The organism is Oligosphaera ethanolica (genome assembly GCF_030814695.1).
Lineage (GTDB): Bacteria > Verrucomicrobiota > Lentisphaeria > Oligosphaerales > Oligosphaeraceae > Oligosphaera > Oligosphaera ethanolica.
This window is the reverse complement of the sequence record NZ_JAUSVL010000001.1, coordinates 884,297-904,616: the sequence shown is the minus strand read 5'-3', so window position 1 is coordinate 904,616 and position 20,320 is coordinate 884,297. Positions and strand designations below refer to the sequence as shown.

The following is a 20,320-nucleotide window of genomic DNA, read 5'->3' as shown; positions in this document are numbered from 1 at the left end:
TAACGTCTTGCCGCCAGCGCGGCGGGGACATAGAACGACGACCACGCGTGCCAGCGGGAGCGTTAAGCTGCCGCTGGCACGCGCTGTATAAGGGGACAGGCATGAGCGCAGAAGTAGCAACGAAAGAGACGCCGGCGGAAGCCGGAGAGGGCCGTGGCGCCGCGCAAGAGGGCGCGGCAAATGGCGCCACGCAAGAGGGCGCGGCCTGTTGTGCGGGGAAGAGCGCGGCAAACGCCAGTTGTTCTTCACCAGCTGCCGGCTCGGGCTGTCCCCTGTGTCGTTGTCTGGGCTGGTTTGCGGGCATGTGGCGGGTGCTGCTGGCCTATTTGCTTGGCGTGGGCCTGCTGGCGCTCCTGATGACGATCATGCGCCGCATGCAGCAGTAAAGGCATGATGGCGACGCGGGCATAAGGCCATGGAGGGCATTTGCAGTCGTCCATAGTGTCCATCGCTCCGTGGGTTGCAGAGCACAGCCACGGGTATGAGTCGCTGCGGGAAATGGCATCATGCGACGCTGCGGGCAAAAGCCCGCTGCACAGCCGCGAGGCGGACGCGTACGGCAGGATGGGGGATCGCGCGGCAGGATGGAAAATGGGCGCGCGGGGGGTGCCATCACAGCGGCAGTTTGTTCATGGCGTCCCACAGTTCATCGACATCCATCGCGCATTGTTTATTGACGGCGAGGTAGTGCTGACTGAGGACGTAGATTTCATCGCTGGTGAGTCGCAGTTCGGTAAAGAGGGTGACGAGGTCGCTGGCGATGGCCTGGCGCATGCTGCGCAGGGGGCGGAAGCGGCCGTGGGCGAGGTCGATGAGGGTGACTTCGGGGTTGTCCTCGTCGCTATTTTTCGGCATGAGGATTTTATGGGCATGGAAGGCGGCGTGGTGGAAGCCGGCGGCGTGGGCTCTGGCGATGTACTCCATGCATTTATGGCAGAAGCCCATGCGGAGGCGTTTGCGGTCGCACCAGTCGCCGGTGGGCAGGAGGATGGAGCCGTCGACCGTGTTGTCAATGAAATCCGTGATGATGAATGAGCTGACCAATTCGCCGAAGTGGCGTTTTTCGCCGCAGGCCAGGACGGTCGGCACGGGTATGCCAAGAGCGCTGAGGGCGGCGAAGTTGGCGGCCTCGAGCACGGCGGTGGAGTGATGAAAAAGCCCGTAGAGCGAACGATTTTCGTCTTCATGGTACTTGCAGACGACTTTGCGCGATTCGAAGCGCTCGGGGAGTTTGACGCACCAGACTTCTTTGCCGGGGGTGTCGGACATGTAGCGGCCGGAGCGTACGCGCAGGGGGTGATCTTCGAGCCAGGCCGAAGCGGTACCGAAGCCGGGGACTGCCCAGGACCAGGAGCGAATGATCGCGGGGTCCATGGTGTCGACCTGGCTTTTGAAGCAGGCCAGGGCGCGGCGGCGGAAGCGCCGGGAATCGAGTGTGGGTGGGATGCTTAGTTCGGTGGTCATGGCGTTGGGTCGGGGCGTGATGCTGGCGGTGGGTCGACTGGCGCTGATCAATCTACCACGCTGGGGCCGTTTTGTCGCTTGAGCGGTGGCAAATCGCCGATGTATTCAACCAGCGGCTGGTCCTGTGAATCCTGGGTGACGAAGATGAAGCCTGTGCCGGGGAAGCGCTCGCAGAGCGCCTTGGCGAGGACTTGGTTGCCGATGAATGCGGCGGTCGAGAAGACATCGGAAAGCAGGCCGCTGGTGGTGACGACGCTGACGCCGTCGAGGTAGGTGCTGGGCTGGCCGCTGCGTGGGTCCATGATGTGGCCAACGCGCTTGCCGTCGATGACGCGATAGCGCTCGTAATTGCCGCTGGTGGCGACGAAGCGACCGCGCAGGGGCATGGTGCCCAGCAGCGCGTTCTCGGCGAGAGGATTGCGGATGCCGATGGTGAAGGCATCGCGTCCGGGCGGCGGCGTTGCGGAGCAGGCGATATTGCCACCGAGATCAAGGAGGAAGATGTTGGCGTCGTGTTGGGCGAGGATTTTCGTGGCCAGATCGAGGGCGTAGCCCTTGGCGATACCGCCGAAGTCGATGCGCATACCCGGGACGCTGAAGAAGACGCTACGCTGCTGCTCATCGAAGTGGACCTTGTCCAAGCCAACTTTTTGGCACGTCGCCTGGATTTCGTTTTGGCTTGGTGCGGCCTGTTGTTTTTCGTGGAATCCCCACAGTTGCATCAAGGGGCCGATGGTGACATCGAAGGCGCCGTCGCTAACCTGCCATGCTTCGCGGGCGCTCATGAGGACGTCCCAGAGCATGGGCGAGCAGGTGACGGGAGCGATGGCGGCATTGCGGTTGAGGGCGCTCAGTTCGCTGTCGGGAGCGTAGGCGTTGATGCAGTCGTGGAGGAGGCGCAGCTGGCGGTTGAGTTCCGCAAAAAGTGTCTCGCTCTGGGCCGGTGGCAGCGACCAGACGCTGAGGCGGCACAGGGTGTTGAAGACCGCGAAGTCCATCTGTCGCGGCGACGCGGAGGCCGGTGGCGCGGCGGCGCGGTCTTGGCGCAAGATGAACAGCGCGATGACGGCGAGGAACAACGAGCTGGTCAGCAGTGCCAGGAGGCGTTGGCGGTGAGTGGTGGTGGTGGTAATGGGCATGAGTTTTGTGTAATCGAGTTGTGTGTCCTGTCAGAGACTATAATGCCTTCATCGCCGGCAAGCGGGCGATGGCTCGAGAACTGTGGTGCCTCTACGAGGCACTGCTTTTGGGAGGCTGTGTCCCCAGGTTAAAGCCTGGGGTTAAGCATGGTTAAGCGCCTACGGCGCAATGATATCCGACTGCAATTGACTGCAATCGACGGCAATCGACGGCAATCGACGGCAATCGACGGCAATCGACGGCAATCGACTGCAATCGACTGCAATCGACGGCAATCGACGGCAATCGACGGCAATCGACGGCAATCGACGGCAATCGACGGCAATCGACGGCAATCGACGGCAATCGACGGGGGCAGACACGTAGGTCCGCCCCCTACGGTCCCGAGTGTCCACCAGAACCGGTCCTTCTCAATCACCGACCGATTACTGTCAGAGCCTAAAAGTATAAGGTTCCGGCGTGGTTGTGCAACAGGCGGCGTGCTACATTGTTGAGGTCGCCGGAGAAAATGACGTCACGCAGGTAACAATAGGGATCACATGGCTGGACAAGTGGCAGGACATCAGCAGGGGGCCAGGCGCGGCGCGTCGTGGCTGAATGTGGGTATTGGCTGCGGCTTGCTGTTTTTGCTGGCCATGGGCGGCGGTCTGTGGTGGCGTCAGCGGCAGTCGCTGGCGCCGTCTGCAAGCGGGGGCAATGCTGCGCTCGTGCCAGCTGGGTGGATGCAGTTGGAGAGCCGTGAGCGGTTGGGAGCGACCTTTGCGGCGACGGCGGCGCTGGCCGGGGCGCCCGGTGCAGACTGTGCGCTGGTGGGTCGGCTGTGGGGGCAGCTTTGCCAGCTTGACGTGGTCATCATGGCGGATGTGGTGCGCATTGTCGAACGCCGTGGCGGTCCCGGTAACGAGCAGGCGCTGGCTGAGGCGGCCTTGTCGCAGCCGTTGGCTGCCGGCGATCGCTTGACGCTGCTGAAGTCGTCGGATGTCGTGGCGTTGTATCGCAATGCCGTGCAACTGGTGGCGGCGCCCCTGCAGCAGCAGGAATGGCGGCGTCTGGCCTGGGGCTGGGCTGGCGAGAGCGCCGCTGACGCCGTGGCGCCGCAGCTGTCTTGCCAACGGATCGCGCCGTTGCTGTTCAGTGACAACTTCATGCATGACGAGGGCGCCTTGGGCGAATGGAAGGTTGCTCATGGCGACTGGCAGGTGCACGCATTGCAGACGCCGGTGCGCAGCGCCAACCCCTTTTCCTTCCTGGGCCGTGGTGAGCGTGGCGAGGCGATTGCCGGCTATTGGTTTTGGCGGAATTACCGCTTCACCTGCGCGGCGCATCCCTTGCCCGGGAGCAGTTTTGGTCTGGGCTTTTGCCGGGTTGACGAGCGCAACGGCTACGAGCTACGCTGGCGACCGGACAGCGGCAAGGCGCCGGCCGCGCTGGTCTTGAGCAAAGTGTGCGATGGCGAACGGCAGGTGCTGGCGGAAAAGACGATGGTTTTTGCGCCGGGCTTCTGGACCGAATTGTCGGCGAGCCAACTCAACGGCCTGTTGGAAGTGCATGTCGACGGACATCGGGTCATGCAGGTCGTGGACAGCACGCCGTTTTTGGGCGGGGGTATCAGTCTGCTCAGCGATGGCGGCGAGGGCACGGTCTTTGATGATGTCGATGTGCGGCCGGTGGACCGGCTGGACTTGGCTGACGCGCCGTGGCCGGACCTCGTCTGGCGGCAGCTCCCGGGCAGCGGCGCGGGCGATGCGGCCTGGCACGATGTCGCCAGCGGCGAAATTGGCGGCATTGAACTGGTGAATAGCAGCGTGTCATGCGTAGTAAGCGGCATGGACGCCGGAACTGCCGTACTGGAACTGCGTTCGCGCATCAGCGATGGCTGTGCGCTGCTGGCGCGCGTCGGCCCCGGCGTGGATGGTGCGCCGGCGGCGCGGATACTGTGGCGGCATCCAGGCGGCGAAGAGCAGCTGGCGAGTATGCCGCTGCCAGCGCTGCCGGCCAGCAGCGAACTGCGTTTTTCCTGCTTGGGCCGTAATGCCTGGGTGGTGCTCGATGGCCAGTCGATCTGCTGGGCGCGGGTGCCGCTGGCGGCCGCGGGGCTCGGTGGCGTGAGCCTGGTCGCCCGGCCGGGCACGGCGCCGTTGCCGGCGTTGACTCGGGTTGGGATAGCGCCGGCGCTGCCCCTGCCGCAGGTCGCCGACCGGGTGGAGACCTTCACCCACGAGGAAAGCATGAGCAACTGGAACAATCCCGTGCTCGAATGGCTGCCCGCTCAAGCCAGCGACGACACGGATTACTGGCATCGCAGCGATTTCTGGAGCGCGTTGGCGGTGGATATGGACGTCATGAGGCTGCGCTCGCTAGCGGCGCAGCCGCGCTGGGGACTGGCCATGGGCAGCGAAGTGGATAACGGTGCGGCGATTAACACCGTCGCGTCGCTGATCGTGGACAGCAAGAGCAACGAACTGCAGTTCCGGCCGGATCGCGGCCAGGAGCCGTTGGTCCTCAAGATGACCCGGCCGCCGCGCTCGCTGGGACTTGAGCGCCGCGATGGCCGCCTGGTCGCCTATGTTGACGGCGAGGCGGCTTGGAATGCGGCGCTGCCGGCGTCCTTGCGGCGCTTGGCCTTTGTCGGTCGCATTGGCAAAGGCGACACGCGGCCCTGGGCGGAAGGAGTGACCCTGCGGGCGGCGGGCGTGAAGACGGACTCGTTCCGCGAGGCGCCGGCGCAGTGGCTGCCGGTTGCAGGTACCTGGGAAGTGACGAACCGCTGGGAATGCGACCCGCGCTGGTCGTTTTTCTCCGGCGTGCAGCCTGACGGCGTCGCCTGCAACTGGCACAAAGTCCGCCATGGCGAGTCGCTCACGGTGGAGTACTTCGTCGGCCCGAAGATGGACACGTCCCGCGGCAAAAAATACGAATACGCCGGCGACTTCAATTTCGTGCTGGGCGCCGATGGCCGGGACATCAGCAGCGGCTACAGCTTCATGTTCGGCGGCTGGGACGATCGCGGCTCGCAGATTCTTCGCAAAAAAAAGGTGCTGGTGGAGAACACATCTGTGATCGTGCCGCGGACGGGCGCGATTCACCGCCGCTGGTTCAGCCTCAAAGTGCGTAAGGACGGCAGCCGGCTGAGTTTCTGGGTCGATGGCGTGCGGGTCGGGACGGTCGTCGACCCGGAGCCACTGACGGGAGACCGGCTGGGGCTGTGGACCTGGCATAACGGCATGATGGTCGCGCAGTTCCGGCTGTCCAGCGACCAGGACGAATTCGCGCTGTTGCCGCCGGGGACACTTCCCGAGGGCGCGCCGAAGACGCCCTACGAATGACGCGGTGTTTTTTCTTCACGGGTGTTGAGCATACGGGACGCAACATTGGTTTGATAACACAGGAGCATGGACATGAAAGTCGGATTGTGTGGATTTGGCGGAATGGGGCGGACGCATGCGCAGCTGTTGCAGAAACATGCCGATGTGCAGCTGGTGGCGGTGGCCGACGCGCAGGCGGAACTGCGGCAGCAGGCCAAGGACGCGTACGGCGTGCAGACCTGGTCCAGCGGTGAAGAGATGATTGCTGCAGGTGGCTTAGACGTGGTTTTTGTTTGCGCACCGACCTATCTGCACGCTCCGCTGGTCATCCAGGCGCTGCGGGCGGGTTGCCATGTTTTTGGTGAAAAGCCCATGGCGCTCAATGAGACGCTTTGCGCAGACATGAGCGCGGTGGCCGACGAATGCGGCAAGGTCCTGATGATCGGCCAGGTCCTGCGCTTCTGGCCGGAATACGTCTTCCTGAAGAAGGTGATTGACTCGGGTGAATACGGCAAGCTGCATACGCTGTCGATGACGCGGGTCGGCGGCGTGTCCACCGGCTGGAATGGCTGGTATTTGGACGAAGAGCGCGGCGGCATGCAGATCTTCGATCGCCATATTCATGATACTGACGCCATTTTGTGGATGCTGGGGCTGCCGCGCGCAGTGTACTCCTACGGCGTGCATCGGGACCCCCACGGCGAAGGCGGCATCTGCCATAGCTTCACGCATTATGACTACGGTGACGGACTGGTGGTCAGCGCCGAGGGCAGCGCCGATGCGCCCAAGGGCTTCCCGTTCACGGCCGCGTACCGGGCCTTTTTCGCCGGCGCCTGCATTGAATTCAACAGCACGGCCAAGCCGACTCTGAAGGTCTATGCCGGCGGCGAGGCGCAGGTGCCCGAGTTGCCGGTGGCGGCGGAGACGCTGAGCAGCGGGCTGAACATCAGTACCGGCGGGCCGTACCTCAACGAGCAGTGCTATTTCTTTGACTGCCTGCGCAAGGGCGTCAAGCCTGTGACGGTGACGCCGGCGTCGGCCAAACAGACCATCCGAGTCGTCAAGGCCGAGATTGAAAGCTGCCGGGCCCGCAAGGCCATTGTTCTGTGAACGGCGCGGAAAACACGGTTGCCGAGCAGTGGCGAGGGCACTCCGGAAAGGGCTGCAGAACCATGCGTAACATGTTTCTGAAATGGTTGCTGTTTTTCATCGTCATTGCTTTCGCGGTGACTTTCGTGGCGACCTACTCGCTACAGACGCATTACGCCAACGAACACGCCGAGCAGCTCATCGGGCTGAATTTGGTCGATGTCAAAAAGCAACTGGCGTTGAATGCGCGCAACGTGGCCATCCTGCGCAAGCACGTGGCCGAAAATGGCCTGGCCAAGGCACGGGCGCTGGCACATATTCTGGCGCTGTCGCCGGCGGCGGCGACCGACGGCGTGCGGCTGGTGGAACTCCTGCGCGTGCTGGGTGTGGACGAGATCAACGTGGCCGATGGCCGTGGTATTCTCGTGGGTAGCACCGAGCCGCGCTTTGTGGGTTACGACATGGGCAGCGCGGCGCAATCGGCTTTTTTCATGCCTCTGTTAACCGATCCCAAGCTTGAGCTCTTGCAGGATCCCCAGCCGATTGGTTTTGACGCGCGGACCCTGATGCAGTACGCTGGGGTGCCCCGCCGAGACGGTCCGGGCTTTGTGCAGGTGGGGTACCGTTCGGAGAGTTTTCGCCAGACCATGAATCTGGTGGATCCGCGCAAAACCATTTTTGGCCTGCGGGTCGGCGCCAAGGGCGTGGTGATGATCTGTGAGAACAATCACATCATCAGCGTGGACGACAGCAGTTGGTTGGGCAGCAATCTGGAGAGTCACGGCATTCCGACGCAACGTCTGAAGGGCGCACAGAAGGGCAAGTTCACAGCCGTGGTGCGCGGTGTGCCGTCGCTATGTCTCTTCGAGCACCTCAACGGCTATACCATCATCGGCACCTTGCCGAAAAACGAGATGTATGTGAACCGCAATGCCATGTGTATGCAGATGATTGTCTTCAACCTGGTTCTTTTCGCCATGGTCTTTGTGCTGATATCGACGCTGGTGCAGCGGGTGGTCATCAGCGGCATCTACAAAGTGAACTCCTCGCTGGAGAAAATTACCCAGGGCGACTTGGAGGAAAAAGTGCGGGTGGACGCCAACGAGGAGTTCGTCATGCTCTCCAATGGCATCAACACCATGGTGTCAGCCATGAAACAGGCAATGGCCGAAGTAGCCCGCCGCCTGGACGCCGAGCTCGAATTCGCCAGCGCCATCCAGCACGCGAGTCTGCCGTCGGTCTTCCCGCCATATCCTGACCGGCGCGACGTGGAAATTTTTGCGGCCATGCACACAGCCAAGGAGGTCGGTGGTGATTTTTATGACTTCTTTTTGATTGATGGCACGCATCTGGCGCTGGTGATGGCTGATGTTTCCGGCAAGGGCATTCCGGCGGCTCTGTTCATGATGACGTCGAAGACCATGCTCAAGAACTACGCCGAGGCGGGCCTGTCGCCGGCGCAGGTGTTCAATGACACCAACCGGCATCTCTGTGCGAACAACGAAGCCGGCATGTTTGTGACGGCCTTCCTGGGAATCCTTGACACCGACACGGGCGTGCTGAGCTACGTGAATGCCGGTCATAACCCGCCGTACCTGCGGCGGGTCGGCGGGCGCTTCGAGGCGCTGGCGCTCACCAGCGGCTTCGTGCTTGCCGGGTTGGACGATCAGATCTACGAGCAGGACGAGGTCCAGTTGCGGCCCGGCGACACGCTGTTCATGTACACCGATGGCGTCACCGAAGCGCAGAATGCCGCGCTGGAGCTGTATTCCGAAGAACGCCTGGAACGCTGTCTGGCGCGCTGGCAGAACGAGCAGGGCGTGGAAGCGCTCATCCACTTGGTCGAGCGGGATATCGAAACCTTTGCGGCGGGCGCCGATCGTGCAGACGACATCACCATGCTTGCTATCACCTACTGCGGCAATGCTGCTGGCAGTGCCGAGGCAACAGAAACTCCGGCAGCCGGGCTTGAGCCGGCCGCGGCGGCGCCGGGTATGTCCGAGTTGGTAGTGCCGGCGGCCCTGTCGGCGTTGCCGGCGGTGCAGGAATTTGTCCTCGGGGTGATGCTTAGCCACGGCGACTGCCCGCCGGTGGTGCAGAATCAGCTTGAGCTGGTGGTTGAGGAGCTCTTTGTGAATATCGCGCACTACGCGTATGCGCCGGGGCAGGGCGAGGCGACTTTGCGCTGCGGAGTGATGGGCGCGCCGCCGGAGCTGGTTATGCAGTTCATTGACAGCGGCCGGCCCTACAATCCCCTGGATAAAGCCGATCCCGATGTGGACGCGTCTTTGGCCGAGCGGGAAATCGGCGGCCTCGGTATATATATTGTCAAGAACACCATGGACGCGGTTGAGTACGAATACCGGGACGGCAGGAACATCCTGACCATCCGCAAGAAGTTGATAACGGCAGAACCGCCAACGTCTGCCGCCGACGGACTGGACGGGAGAGGACAAGCATAGCGCGATAACGGCGTGTTGACCCATGGCGACCACTAACGCAAAGCGATGAAAGGAGAACGACGTATGAAGACATTGCTGACACTGGTTCTTATGGCTATGGTGGCGCTGGCGCTGCCGTCGGTGTGGGCGCAGGCGGACCAATCGCAGCACCGGGCGGTGATTGAAACGCCGGCGCAACGCCGGCATGTTGCCGATCCAACGGCCAAAGTGTACCCGTCGCCGGTATCGACGGCGGGCGTTTTTCCCATCAGCATCGGCTTGATCCCGCCGGCGCAGTTTCCGGCCGAGGACTGGGATGTCATGGGCCTGCGCCTGAACATCTTTGTTGGTCAGCACAACAACGTCGGTTTTATTGATCTCGGCGTGCTGGGCAACCTCAGCCATGGCGATGTCATGGGGCTGGAAATTGCCGGCGTCTGGAACCAGGTCGCCCAAAATGCCCAGGCCATCCAGATTGCCGGTATTGGCAATCACGTGCTGGGGCAGTTCAAGGGCCTGCAGTTTGCCGGCGTGGTGAACTACGGCAATATCTCGGCAGACGTGCTGGGCCTGCAGTTGGCCTGCGCCAATGTCGCCGGCGGGCTGGAAGGCGTCCAGATTGGCCTCTTCAATCGCGCGGAGGAGGTGTCCGGTCTGCAGGTCGGTGTGATCAACATGACTAGAAACATGAGCGGCCTGCAGCTGGGACTGATCAACATCATCAGCGATTCCAATGTGCCTTTCATGATCGTGCTGAACGCGGCATTCTGAATCTGAGCAGCTGAAGACAAGATGACGATGACGATGACATTCGCACACCCACAGCAGTATTTGGCTTGGCGCCGGCGCCTGGCCGCGTGCTGCGCGCTGTGTCTGCTAGCGCTCCTTGCCGGCAGCGGCTGCCAGACGCATCCGCAGGTCGTTGGCAAGATCAAGCTGGAGATGATGCAGGGGCGCCTGGCCAATCCCGAGCAGCTGAGCAGCGCCTTGAACAGCAGTAACGACCAGTTGCTCCTGTATCTCGAACGTGGCCGCCTGCGGCAAATCAACGACGACCTCGACGGCAGCATGGCCGACTACCTGGCGGCGATGAGTTTCTTCGACCAGGAGGACGCGAAGGCCCGCTATACCGCGACTGGCGCGGGCAGTCAGGTCATGGCGACCATGGTGAATGACCGGACGTTGCCCTACAGCGGCCGCAGCTTCGAGCGCATTATGCTCCTGCAGCAACAGGCGCTGAACGTCTTGGCCATGGGTGATTACGAAGGCCTGGGCGTCATGGTGAACAATCTGGCCTATCAGATCGGCCAGGCCGAAAAACGCTACCAGGAAGAACTCGAAGCCGTGGAGAAACAAAGGCAGGACGGACACGAAAAGGCCTATTCGGCTGTGGACAGCATGCCGGCGTTCCAAAACCAGATGGCGGCCATGAACCGAGACGCCGCCAAAGTGCGCAATTCCTTCCAAAATGCCTACGTGTACTACTTCAGCGGCATGTACTATGAAAGCCGACAGGATTGGAGCAATGCCTATTTGGCCTACAAAACCGCGCTGCGCCTGCAACCGACGTGCCGGACGTTTCAAGACGACGTCCGCCGCCTCGCTCGGCGCATGCAGCGCGAGGAGGAACTGAAGGAGTTTGGCCTTGAACCGGCCGCAGCGCCGCCGGTGACACCAGCACCGGGCGCCGGCGTCGTGGTGTTTTTCTATGAGCAGGACTATGTGGACGAGAAGCAGAGCTTTCAGCTGGCGGTGCCCATACCGACGCATGCCGGGGTGACGTTGGTCAATATCACCTTTCCCTATTATCCCGAGGTAACGAACCGCCTGGTGCCTTTGGCGATCCAGAGTCGTCGCGGGCAGGAATTGGCCGTAACTGAACTGGCCTGCGACCTGCAGCGCCTGGCCGTCAAAGATCTCAGTGAGCAGATGCCGGGGATCATCACGCGCATGGTCATCCGGGCGACGCTGAAGGCCGTCGCGGGTCACGAGATGCAACGGCAGATGGGCTTGGCGGCGGGGCTGGCGGCGACATTGGCCATGGCGCTGCTCGAACAGCCGGACCTGCGCAGCTGGCTGCTCTTGCCGCGATACGCTCAGGTGGCGCGCCTGGAATTGCCAGCCGGCGAGCACGAGCTGGCCTTGGTGCCACGCAGCGCCCTGAACATGCAACAATCGATTAGCGTGCCGGTCTCAGCAGGCAAAACCACCGTGGTCCATATCGTTGGCGTGCCTGGTCGCATGATCAGCCGGGTGACGCCACTGCCCTGAGGTGACGCGGGGCGATGGCCACAGCAGTTGGGTCTGAACAAACACACGTGGGCCGCAAACAAAGGAGAGTTGGGCTATGAAAACATGGACGATGCAAATGAAACAAAATGTGCCGATGCTATCACTTGTGCTAGGAGTGCTGTTACTTGCTATTGGCGGGCTGCAGGCGCAGGACGCCGCCGGCCAAGTGACAGTCGGCGCCCAAGGAGTCGTCCTAGAGCCGGGCAAGCCGGTTGAGGTGACCCTGCCGACGCCCGGTACGGTGGTGGTCACGCCGCCGGCGATGGTCGGTGAAGGCGTGCAGACCCAGCGGGTGACGGTCGAGGTGCAGACCGTGGTGCCGCCGCCGCAACCGCCGCTGCTCACCAAGGCGGTCCTGGTCGTGCAAAACCACGCTCAAGCCGAATACCGCGATTTCCTCAGCGGCATGGCGGACTTGTTGACCACGGAGCTGAGCAACCGGAATTTCCAGATCATCAACCCGGCCAATGTCGCCGGCGTGATGCAGAATACGACGCCCGAGGGCGAAGTCATGCCGGCATCCGCCGCTAATCGCCTGGCCCAGACCCTCGGCGCCGACTATCTGATCACCGCATCGCTGCGGCGTATTACGTCCCGTAGACGGGGCGCTGACCCGGCGACGGCCATTACCACGCTGAACATGAGCCTGTCGCTCAATCTGGCCAATGGCCAGGACGGCGCCACCATTGGCGGCGAGACCGTCACGGTGTCCAGTCCGCAATTGACGCCGGCGGGCCTGGCCAACAACTCGGAAGACGTGCTGCATGACATGCTGGAAGAGGCCGTGGTGACGGGTGCCGACTGGCTGTCGACGCGTGTCGCGTCGCGCATTCCCGCGCAGGCTCCCGCCGCCAATCTGGTGGCGGTGCAATTCAGCTGTAACATGCCTGGTGCTGACATACAAATCGACGGCGTGTCCTACGGTACAGTGCCGGCGACCCTGCGGGTCGCACCGGGGCTGCATAACGTCGTGGTGAGTTATCCCTACTGCGTGCCCTATGCCCGTCAGGCCATGCTGACGGAGGGACAGGTCTTCAATGTGGTGCTCGAACTGGATGCGACCGGTCTGGCGCGCTGGAAAGACCAGGAGATGTTCACGACCATCGTTCAGCGTATCAAAGAGTCCGGCGCGACCGATGACTACGTGCGCACGGTCCTGGCCGATGGCAATGCGAAGTTTTTGTCTGAGAGTCATTTCCGTTGGGACGGGGCCTTGCAGACCCTAACCGTCACGCGCGAGGGCGTGCCGCCGGTGGTCTATGGCCCGACGACAGTCTTGCAGAAGTGAAGGGGCCGTTGCCTGCCTGTGCGGGCGATGGCGGAGAGTTCTGATAACAAATGCCTCCTGGCACCAACAAGAAGGACGAGACCATGAAGTTGCTTATGACTCTGATGACTGGACTGGTAGTGATGCTCACTGCGGTGGGCTGTCAATCGCCCAAGACTGCTGGGCAGTCCATCACGGCTACCATTGTCGATGGTGATCCGCAGTTGGCGACGGTGTTGCGCGTTGACGATCAACGCCTGGCTCGCTACGTCTCGGTGAAAAGCGTCAATTCGGCGGTGAAGCACGACGGTTTTCTGCAGGCGCAGGTCGAGGTGCTGAATAACAGCAAGCGCGACTACGCCATCGAGTACCGCTATTTGTGGTTCGATGCCAACGACATGGAAATCTACCCCGGCAAGCGCCCCTGGCAGCAGGCGGTACTGCATGGCGGTGAGAGTATACGGCTGCAGGGTATCTCGCCCTATCCGGAAGCCAAGGCCTTTCGGGTGCAGATTCGGCCGATGCCTTGATGGATTGTTGAGAAACGAGTGCATAGAAAGGACCGATTATGAAGATGAACAAGGTAGTGCTTTGTGGGTTTGGGGCGCTGTGCGTGGGGCTCTTTGCCAGCTGCGTATCGACACAGCCGCAGTATGGCGATGCGTCGGAAGCGCGGGTGCTGGGCATGGGCGTCGGGTCGTATGATTTGCAGCAGAATACCATTGTCATGGTTGATTCCCTGCTGGCCAATCCCGTGCTGGACCGCAAGTTGGCTCAGCAGTTCCCCGGCAAGACGCCGACCATTTCGGTGACGCAGATCAAAAATGAAACCATGCAGCTGGGGCTGAACATGAAGTCGCTGTCGGACGCCATCAGCACCAAGCTGATCAACTCCGGCAAATTCGATTTCATGGACATCAACACCAACCCGGAGTTGCTGGGGGTGCTGACGGGCATGATGGACAGCCCGTTGACGGACGAGAAGAAGATGATCGCTCTGGGCACCCATGATACGCCCGACTACATCCTCAACGGCACGCTGGTGGAGATGCGTGAGTCATCTGACAATGTTCGCGAGACCTACCTGAAGCTGACCCTGCGGCTCTTCAATCTGCGCACGGGCAAGATCGACTGGGCGGACGACCACGAGATTCGCAAGACGCAGCGGCGCTCCTCAGTGGGCTGGTAGCTGGAAGGGCGTATCCTGGCCATAAGTTATGCGAAACGTTCCCCACGCCGCGCCCAACGCCGCGTGGGGAATCTTTTGGCCAGTCACTCACTGGAACGCGAGAAAAGCATGAAGATTGAACGCATTACTGCCTATGTGCTGCGCATTCCTTTGCGCATGCCTTTTCGTATTAGCGCGGGCGAGATTACCGCCAAGGACGGCGTGATTTTTGCCTGCGAGTCAGCAGATGGCCTGGTCGGCTGGGGCGAAGCCGCCGTGGACGCTGTGCCTTTTTACGCCCACGAGACCGTCGGGTCGGTGCTGGATCTGGCTAAAAATGCCTTGGCGCCGATCATGAAAAGCCGCGACTGGGCCAGCGCGGCCGAGCTGACCGACGCCTTCGATCACTACCGCGGCAACAACTTTGCCAAGGCCGGCCTGGAATTGGCGTTCTGGGACTTGCTGGGCAAGCAGCGCGGGCAGTCTTGCGCGGCTATGCTAGGTGGTGTGCGCGGCGAGGTCGAAACCGGCCCGAGCATCGGCATCAAGAAAACGCCGGCGGAGACTGTGGCCGTGGTCGGCGAGCATCTCGCCCTGGGGCGCCGGCGCATCAAACTCAAGGTCAGCCCCGGCAAGGACACGCAATATATTCGGGCTGTGCGCGAGGCCTATCCGGACGTCACGCTGATGGTCGATGCCAACAATGCCTACAGTGAGCAGGATTTCGCCGTCATTGCCAGCTGGGACGCCTTCAATCTGCAGATGATCGAACAGCCCCTGCACGAATTTGACATCTATTTCCATTCGCTGCTCAAGCAGCGGGTGAAGACGCCAATCTGCCTAGACGAGAGTATCCATACCGAGCACGACCTGCGCTGCGCGATTGCCCTGCGCGCAGCCGATATCATCAACATCAAGGTCTGCCGCGTCGGTGGCCTCCACAAGGCCCGCCGCCTGCATGACATCTGCCAGGAATACGGCCTGGCCAACTGGATCGGCAGTCGCGTCGGCATGGGCGTCGCCGTGGCGTCGCGCCTGGCGGCCGCGTCACTGCCTAATTGCACGCTGCCTACCGACGCCGGTCTCTGCAGTATGTACATGAGCGACGACATCGTCGCGCCATTGCCCGTTCTCCAGCAGGGCTGCATGGTCGCCGTGCCAAATAAGCCCGGTTTGGGAGTGGACATCTTGCCCGATAAGCTGGCGAAATACACGGCCCGGAAAGTTGTACTCTGATCTCGCCGAGGGTGGCGCGAGCCGGCGAGACGTGGTTTTCGCGGACCGCCCCTCTGTCTTCTTCGCGGACGGATCGGACCGATCGGATTCGGCCAAGTTCGGCCCTCCGGGCCGAAATTGGCCTGATCTTCTGTCTTCTTCGCGGACCGATCAGGTCGATGATCAGTCGGATCAGTCGGATCTGTCCGATCAGAAAAAGGAAAGAGCAACTGATGGCAAAAGAAGCACGTGAGCAGTGGTCGGGGAACTGGGGTTTTCTGATGTCCTTGGCGGGATCGGCCATTGGCCTGGGCAATATCTGGAAATTTCCGTATATCACGGGCGTGTATGGCGGCGGTGCCTTTGTGCTGCTGTATCTGGGTTGCATTGCGCTGGTGGGCCTGCCGATCACCATTTGCGAGCTGACCCTCGGCCGTGCCAGCGGCAAGAATCCCATTGCGGCCTACGCGACCTTGGCGGCGCCTCGTTCCACGTGGACCGAGGCCATTGCCGGCCTGCTGCTGCTGACCGGCGCGGTCCTAATCACTTTCGAGCACTATGGCGTGGGCTTCCTCACCATTATCCTCGGACTCTTTGCCCTCTGGAAGGGCTGGCGCTTCATCGGCTTTATCTGCGGGGTGCTGCCGCCCTTTCTGATTCTGGCCTACTACGGCGTGGTCGGCGGTTGGACGATTATCTACATCATCCGGGCACTCAGCGGCCAGCTTAATTTTGCTGCCCCGGAAGACGCCATCGCGGCCTTTTCGACGCTTGAATCGCCCCAGGGCCGTTATTGCCTCTACGCGATCGCCGGCCAGCTGGGCTTCATGGTCCTCTGCGGCGCGGTGGTGTGGGCCGGCGTCAAAAAAGGCATTGAGCGCTGGTCAAAAATCCTTATGCCGATGTTGTTTGCGTTGGTCGCCATACTCATTCTCCGTGGCATATCGCTACCCGATGCCGCGCGCGGACTGAAGTTCTTCCTCTATCCCGATTTCAGCAAGCTGAATGCCGAGGCCTTCCTGGTTGCGCTCGGTCACGCCTTTTTTACGCTCAGCCTGGGGATGGGCATCACCATCGTTTACGGGAGTTATCTGAAGAAAGACACGGACATCGTTCGTAGTTCGCTGCAGTTGATTGGTCTTGACACGCTGATCGCTATGATGGCCGGCGTGGCGATTTTCCCGGTGGTCTTTGCTATGGGCTTTGAGCCCGCTGCCGGTCCGGGCCTGACCTTTCATATATTGCCGACAGCCTTCAATCTCCTGCCCGGCGGCCTTGGCGCCATGTGGAACACCATGTTTTTCCTGGCGCTGGCCATTGCGGCACTGACCAGCGGCGTGAGCTTGCTGGAAGTAGTCGTGTCTGCCATCCTGGATAGCAGCGACATGCGCCGGCATCACGCCGTGCTGCTGTCGGTGGCGGCCATATCGCTCGTCGGCATGGTGGTTGCCGTGAGCGTCAGCAACTGGGAGCACGTCCCCGGCGTTGACGCGCTGTTCATGCACATCTTCAGCTTTTCTGGCGCCAGTATGTTCGACTTCCTCGACCAGATCAGCTCCAACTGGCTGCTGCCCCTCAGCGGTTTCGTGTCGGCCGTCTTTGTCGGCTGGGTGTGGGGCATTGACAAGGCCATGGCCGAAATCCGCGAGGGCGCCGGCAGCGAACTGGACGAAAGCGCCATCGTCCTCCTGGCCGGCCTCCATCGCGACGAACGCTACCGCCGCGGCGGCATCTTCCATCTCAGCCCGGCGATACTCTTCGGCATCTTCGTCCGCCTGGTCACGCCCATCCTGGTGCTGGTGACCTTCCTCAACGCCATCGGCGTCATCAAGCTGGTGTAAGGCGCCAGCACGCACCCCGCCATTGGCGTTAGCAAGAGCCTGTCCGAAAAGCATAGTTGGGTTTTGCGAGGGGGAGGAAAGGGCCATTGGCCCTTTCCTCCCCCTCGCGCTCCCCCACCTATCCCTTTTCAGATCAGCATCTTGCGGCAATCGCTTCGCGTTTGCCGCAAGGCGCTGAGCGTCAGCTACAGAGGGCTCGCGCCGAGCTTCTCACCGCTGTTTTCGCACAAGTCATGGCTATTTTATCCTAAAAGTCGGCTAGTTGTCGCACGAAATCGCTGAAAACGCGCGCAGCCCAATTTTTCCACGGGAAAAGTTGGGCTTTTTACTTGCATTTTAACATGTAGCAATCAAAGTAATTATTGCTACACGTTAAGCAAAGGAGAACACGATGCCAAGGCCGTATTCAGGAAAAGTCCACGTCAGTCAGTCTCGCATCAAGCGCAAAAGCGGGATTACCTACGTTTACGAGCGCACCACTCACTACGACCAGAAGACCAGGAAAACCGTGACCAGCGCAAGCAAACTGATTGGCAAAATCCTTCCAGGAAGCGCCGACGTCGTACCGACTCGGCCGCGGAAGTCCAATGGGCTCGGAGCTGCGCAGGCCGTAGCCATCCGTCGGCACGTGGGTCTGACGGACATTCTGGAATGGGCCGGTCGCGGTTCCCTGATCGACCAGGATGTTCGCTCCAGTTTCAGCCATGGCGATGCCGACAAGATTCTGTCCATCGCTCGCTACTGGCTCGGCACGGACGGCAACACCTTGCCGAGACTCGAGAGCTGGCAGGTCATGCATGATCTGCCCTACTCGTATGGCATCAGCGAAGATGTATACGGCGAGCTCTTCAAGTCACTTGGCTGCAACGAGGATGGTATTCAGCGTTACTTTCTGGCACGGGCCTCTCGCCTGTCGAGGAAGCCCGTCATCGCCTATGATTCGACCACCATTTCCACGTACTCTCAGAATCAGAAGGAAGCGCGGCGGGGCTTCAACAAGGATCGTGACGGCCTGGACACCATCAAGTTGTTGACCCTGTATTCTGTCAAGGACAGGGAACCGATAGCCTTCGCCAAACAGCCGGGAAATATTCCGGATGTCATCGCCCTGGACAATGCCATCGAACAGCTCAACTGCTTTGACATTGAAAAGCCGCTGGTGACGACGGACACCGGCTACTACAGCCATGACAACATCCGAGACATGTGCCGTCGCAATATGAAATTCCTCACCCTGATCGACACGGATGTGATCATGGCAAGGGATACCGTGGAGACCTTGCGCGACAAACTGGAGTCGATGAGCGCGGTATGCCCCTTTGACTACGCCGTTTCCGGCGCATCCTTGTCAGTCATGCATACCTTCACGTGGCAGCGCCAGAGGCGGCGGGCGGAGAAACAGGCTGGAGACGAGGAGGTTATGCAGCGCAGGCTGTACTTTCATGTATTCAAATCCAATGATCTAGTCAGCAAGCACGAGGTCAGCTTCCGTCAGCGACTGATGGAACTCAAAAGGCAGGTTGAGGAAGGCGTGGCGGAGTTCACGGAGGCCGCGCAGAAACGGATCGACCGGTATCTCGTGCAGTCACGCGTGGGCCGTGGTGGCAACTTGCACGTGACCTTCAATGAGGAGGAATGCGCTGGAGCCAGGAAATACTTTGGCTACTTCGTCCTGGTCAGCAATAGTGCCATGGATGTTTTCGAAGCCCTTGAGAACTACCGGCTGCGGGAAAAGATCGAGGAGCTTTTCAAGAACGAAAAGGAAAGCGTCGACGGGCGCAGACCACGACTGTGGTATCCGGATGCCCTGCGAGGCCGGCAATTTGTCCAGTTTGTGGCCCTGTGCTACAGGTGCTATATCACCAAGAAGATAAAGGCGGTTGAGGAACAGCTTGGCACCGACGGGGAGAACAAGACCAAGGAGCAGCTGAAGCTGGAGAAAGGTCTGAAAAACTGGCTGGAGCAGCGCTCGCTGGCCCAGATATTCGACTGGTTTGATTGCGTCGAAACCACGTCGGTCAAGACCGATGCCGGGACGCGCCGCTGGACTACTGAATCAGTGGCGAGGGATCGCCTGTTCCTGAAGTTGCTGGGAGTAACTGAATCGTGTAGCAATTAGCCGACTTTTAGGATTTTATGGCCAAAGAAAGGCCGAAAGCACGCTTACGGCAGGCAAATATCGTTTTCGGACGACTTCTAGCAAGCTGGTGTAAAGCGCCGGTGTCCTCACCGCCATCGGCGTGAGCAAAGCCGTGTTGTCGCCAGTTTCCTCACCGCGCCGGCGCTCCTGCCGCCACCGGCGTCGGTAAACTGGTGAAATGCCACCGGCCGCGGTAAAATGCCAACAGGCGTGATTGCGCGCGTGAGGCGGGAGAAATATGCCCCGTGAAGTGACGCCGGAAACGGACGCTCTGCCGCACGTGGTGCTGCGCAAAATCACCCATGATAAAATTGTTTTACCGCCCCTAAGTTTTGGCGTAATTCTACTTGCCTGTGCTTGGCTAGATGCACAAATTGTAGCCAGGAAATTAGCAGAAAATTGGCGATCATTTGTCGCCATAATCGCTGGCCAAAAACGTCAAAAAAAGTTTGCCGAGGCGGGCAATAAAACTTGTCTTCGAAGCCGCCTTTGTCCTGCCGAGAAGTAACACGGAATAGTCACCATTTACGCATCGTTACGCGCAGCCAAGCACACTTCATTTTTTGCCTGGTACGCACAATCATTCTAATATATGAAGTTTCTATTTTAGAATCTTCTTGTAATAAAATGGTTTGTATTTTGTTGGTTAGATCGCGGAAATCACTGGTCGAATTCTTTATTTTTATCCTCTCCTTGATATGTCTGAAATATATTACATATTGAGGTCTTTGTTATACAAAACATGGGTCTAGAAAGGGGTGCTGTAATTTGCTCTTGATCCGAATTAATTGACTTGCGGTTTCTTGTGCAAAGCTGCTGGAAGTCAATTCAAAAGCATCTTAACGACCACTTTGCAAGCGGATTTAGATAGTTCCTTTTCCGCAGGACAGGTGGTTCCATGACGGCATGTACCACTGCTTCAAAACGAATGATCTCCGAGTTTCTGCAAGTCTTGGGC

At 60.4% G+C, this 20,320-nt stretch carries 15 protein-coding genes; 13 read left to right on the top strand and 2 right to left on the bottom strand.

Features of this window, described 5'->3' with window-relative positions; all coding sequences use genetic code 11:
• Positions 1 to 101: 101 nt before the first annotated feature.
• Positions 102 to 386 (top strand): hypothetical protein, encoded by a 285-nt coding sequence (locus J3R75_RS03200; RefSeq protein WP_307259884.1) that lies wholly within the window; start codon positions 102 to 104, stop codon positions 384 to 386.
• A gap of 226 nt (positions 387 to 612) precedes the next feature.
• Here the strand turns inward: J3R75_RS03200 and J3R75_RS03195 are convergent, their stop codons facing one another.
• Both J3R75_RS03195 and J3R75_RS03190 read right to left on the bottom strand, forming a co-directional pair.
• Positions 613 to 1,464 carry a lipopolysaccharide kinase InaA family protein gene (locus J3R75_RS03195; protein ID WP_307259883.1) on the bottom strand — a complete coding sequence of 284 codons (852 nt, stop codon included), beginning with the start codon at positions 1,462 to 1,464 and terminating at the stop codon, positions 613 to 615.
• 47 nt (positions 1,465 to 1,511) lie between these two features.
• On the bottom strand, positions 1,512 to 2,603 hold the full coding sequence (locus J3R75_RS03190) for an FAD:protein FMN transferase (RefSeq protein ID WP_307259882.1): 1,092 nt from the start codon (positions 2,601 to 2,603) through the stop codon (positions 1,512 to 1,514).
• A 540-nt stretch (positions 2,604 to 3,143) separates the two neighbouring features.
• Here J3R75_RS03190 and J3R75_RS03185 point away from each other — a divergent pair.
• The 12 genes from J3R75_RS03185 (at position 3,144) to J3R75_RS03130 (ending at position 19,870) form a co-directional block, all read left to right on the top strand.
• A complete protein-coding gene (locus J3R75_RS03185) occupies positions 3,144 to 5,930 on the top strand; it encodes a DUF6250 domain-containing protein (RefSeq protein WP_307259881.1) in 2,787 nt (928 codons plus the stop codon).
• A gap of 72 nt (positions 5,931 to 6,002) precedes the next feature.
• Complete coding sequence (locus J3R75_RS03180) at positions 6,003 to 7,019, top strand: Gfo/Idh/MocA family protein (RefSeq protein WP_307259879.1); 1,017 nt, start codon at positions 6,003 to 6,005, stop codon at positions 7,017 to 7,019.
• A 62-nt stretch (positions 7,020 to 7,081) separates the two neighbouring features.
• On the top strand, positions 7,082 to 9,460 hold the full coding sequence (locus J3R75_RS03175; protein WP_307259878.1) for an ATP-binding SpoIIE family protein phosphatase: 2,379 nt from the start codon (positions 7,082 to 7,084) through the stop codon (positions 9,458 to 9,460).
• A 63-nt stretch (positions 9,461 to 9,523) separates the two neighbouring features.
• A complete protein-coding gene (locus J3R75_RS03170; protein WP_307259876.1) occupies positions 9,524 to 10,210 on the top strand; it encodes an LA_2272 family surface repeat-containing protein in 687 nt (228 codons plus the stop codon).
• A gap of 27 nt (positions 10,211 to 10,237) precedes the next feature.
• Positions 10,238 to 11,710, top strand: coding sequence for a COG3014 family protein (locus J3R75_RS03165; protein ID WP_307259875.1), 1,473 nt, complete (start codon positions 10,238 to 10,240; stop codon positions 11,708 to 11,710).
• A gap of 76 nt (positions 11,711 to 11,786) precedes the next feature.
• The gene (locus J3R75_RS03160) at positions 11,787 to 13,019 is read left to right on the top strand and encodes a PEGA domain-containing protein (protein WP_307259874.1); all 1,233 of its coding nucleotides are present in this window, start codon (positions 11,787 to 11,789) and stop codon (positions 13,017 to 13,019) included.
• An 83-nt stretch (positions 13,020 to 13,102) separates the two neighbouring features.
• Positions 13,103 to 13,528: a YcfL family putative periplasmic lipoprotein gene (locus J3R75_RS03155; protein ID WP_307259873.1), complete on the top strand. Its 426-nt coding sequence runs from the start codon at positions 13,103 to 13,105 to the stop codon at positions 13,526 to 13,528.
• A gap of 38 nt (positions 13,529 to 13,566) precedes the next feature.
• Entirely contained in the window at positions 13,567 to 14,187 is a 621-nt protein-coding gene (locus J3R75_RS03150) for a penicillin-binding protein activator LpoB (RefSeq protein ID WP_307259872.1), read from the top strand.
• Between the two features lie 108 nt (positions 14,188 to 14,295).
• Positions 14,296 to 15,402 (top strand): o-succinylbenzoate synthase, encoded by a 1,107-nt coding sequence (gene menC, locus J3R75_RS03145; RefSeq protein WP_307259871.1) that lies wholly within the window; start codon positions 14,296 to 14,298, stop codon positions 15,400 to 15,402.
• Positions 15,403 to 15,614: 212 nt separating this feature from the next.
• On the top strand, positions 15,615 to 17,222 hold the full coding sequence (locus J3R75_RS03140) for a sodium-dependent transporter (protein WP_307259870.1): 1,608 nt from the start codon (positions 15,615 to 15,617) through the stop codon (positions 17,220 to 17,222).
• A gap of 391 nt (positions 17,223 to 17,613) precedes the next feature.
• Complete coding sequence (locus tag J3R75_RS03135) at positions 17,614 to 19,341, top strand: IS1634 family transposase (RefSeq protein ID WP_307259869.1); 1,728 nt, start codon at positions 17,614 to 17,616, stop codon at positions 19,339 to 19,341.
• Between the two features lie 259 nt (positions 19,342 to 19,600).
• The gene (locus tag J3R75_RS03130) at positions 19,601 to 19,870 is read left to right on the top strand and encodes a hypothetical protein (protein ID WP_307259868.1); all 270 of its coding nucleotides are present in this window, start codon (positions 19,601 to 19,603) and stop codon (positions 19,868 to 19,870) included.
• Positions 19,871 to 20,320: the final 450 nt, after the last annotated feature.

Bases quoted from the DNA above. Each gene is read 5' to 3' on its own strand.
- J3R75_RS03195 (WP_307259883.1), bottom strand. From the start codon at position 1,464: ATGACCACCGAACTAAGCATCCCACCCACACTCGATTCCCGGCGCTTC.
- J3R75_RS03135 (WP_307259869.1), top strand. From the start codon at position 17,614: ATGCCAAGGCCGTATTCAGGAAAAGTCCACGTCAGTCAGTCTCGCATC.
- J3R75_RS03150 (WP_307259872.1), top strand. From the start codon at position 13,567: ATGAAGATGAACAAGGTAGTGCTTTGTGGGTTTGGGGCGCTGTGCGTG.
- J3R75_RS03200 (WP_307259884.1), top strand. From the start codon at position 102: ATGAGCGCAGAAGTAGCAACGAAAGAGACGCCGGCGGAAGCCGGAGAG.
- J3R75_RS03155 (WP_307259873.1), top strand. From the start codon at position 13,103: ATGAAGTTGCTTATGACTCTGATGACTGGACTGGTAGTGATGCTCACT.
- J3R75_RS03170 (WP_307259876.1), top strand. From the start codon at position 9,524: ATGAAGACATTGCTGACACTGGTTCTTATGGCTATGGTGGCGCTGGCG.
- J3R75_RS03140 (WP_307259870.1), top strand. From the start codon at position 15,615: ATGGCAAAAGAAGCACGTGAGCAGTGGTCGGGGAACTGGGGTTTTCTG.
- J3R75_RS03180 (WP_307259879.1), top strand. From the start codon at position 6,003: ATGAAAGTCGGATTGTGTGGATTTGGCGGAATGGGGCGGACGCATGCG.
- J3R75_RS03130 (WP_307259868.1), top strand. From the start codon at position 19,601: ATGCCCCGTGAAGTGACGCCGGAAACGGACGCTCTGCCGCACGTGGTG.
- J3R75_RS03165 (WP_307259875.1), top strand. From the start codon at position 10,238: ATGACGATGACATTCGCACACCCACAGCAGTATTTGGCTTGGCGCCGG.
- J3R75_RS03190 (WP_307259882.1), bottom strand. From the start codon at position 2,603: ATGCCCATTACCACCACCACCACTCACCGCCAACGCCTCCTGGCACTG.
- menC (WP_307259871.1), top strand. From the start codon at position 14,296: ATGAAGATTGAACGCATTACTGCCTATGTGCTGCGCATTCCTTTGCGC.
- J3R75_RS03175 (WP_307259878.1), top strand. From the start codon at position 7,082: ATGCGTAACATGTTTCTGAAATGGTTGCTGTTTTTCATCGTCATTGCT.
- J3R75_RS03185 (WP_307259881.1), top strand. From the start codon at position 3,144: ATGGCTGGACAAGTGGCAGGACATCAGCAGGGGGCCAGGCGCGGCGCG.
- J3R75_RS03160 (WP_307259874.1), top strand. From the start codon at position 11,787: ATGAAAACATGGACGATGCAAATGAAACAAAATGTGCCGATGCTATCA.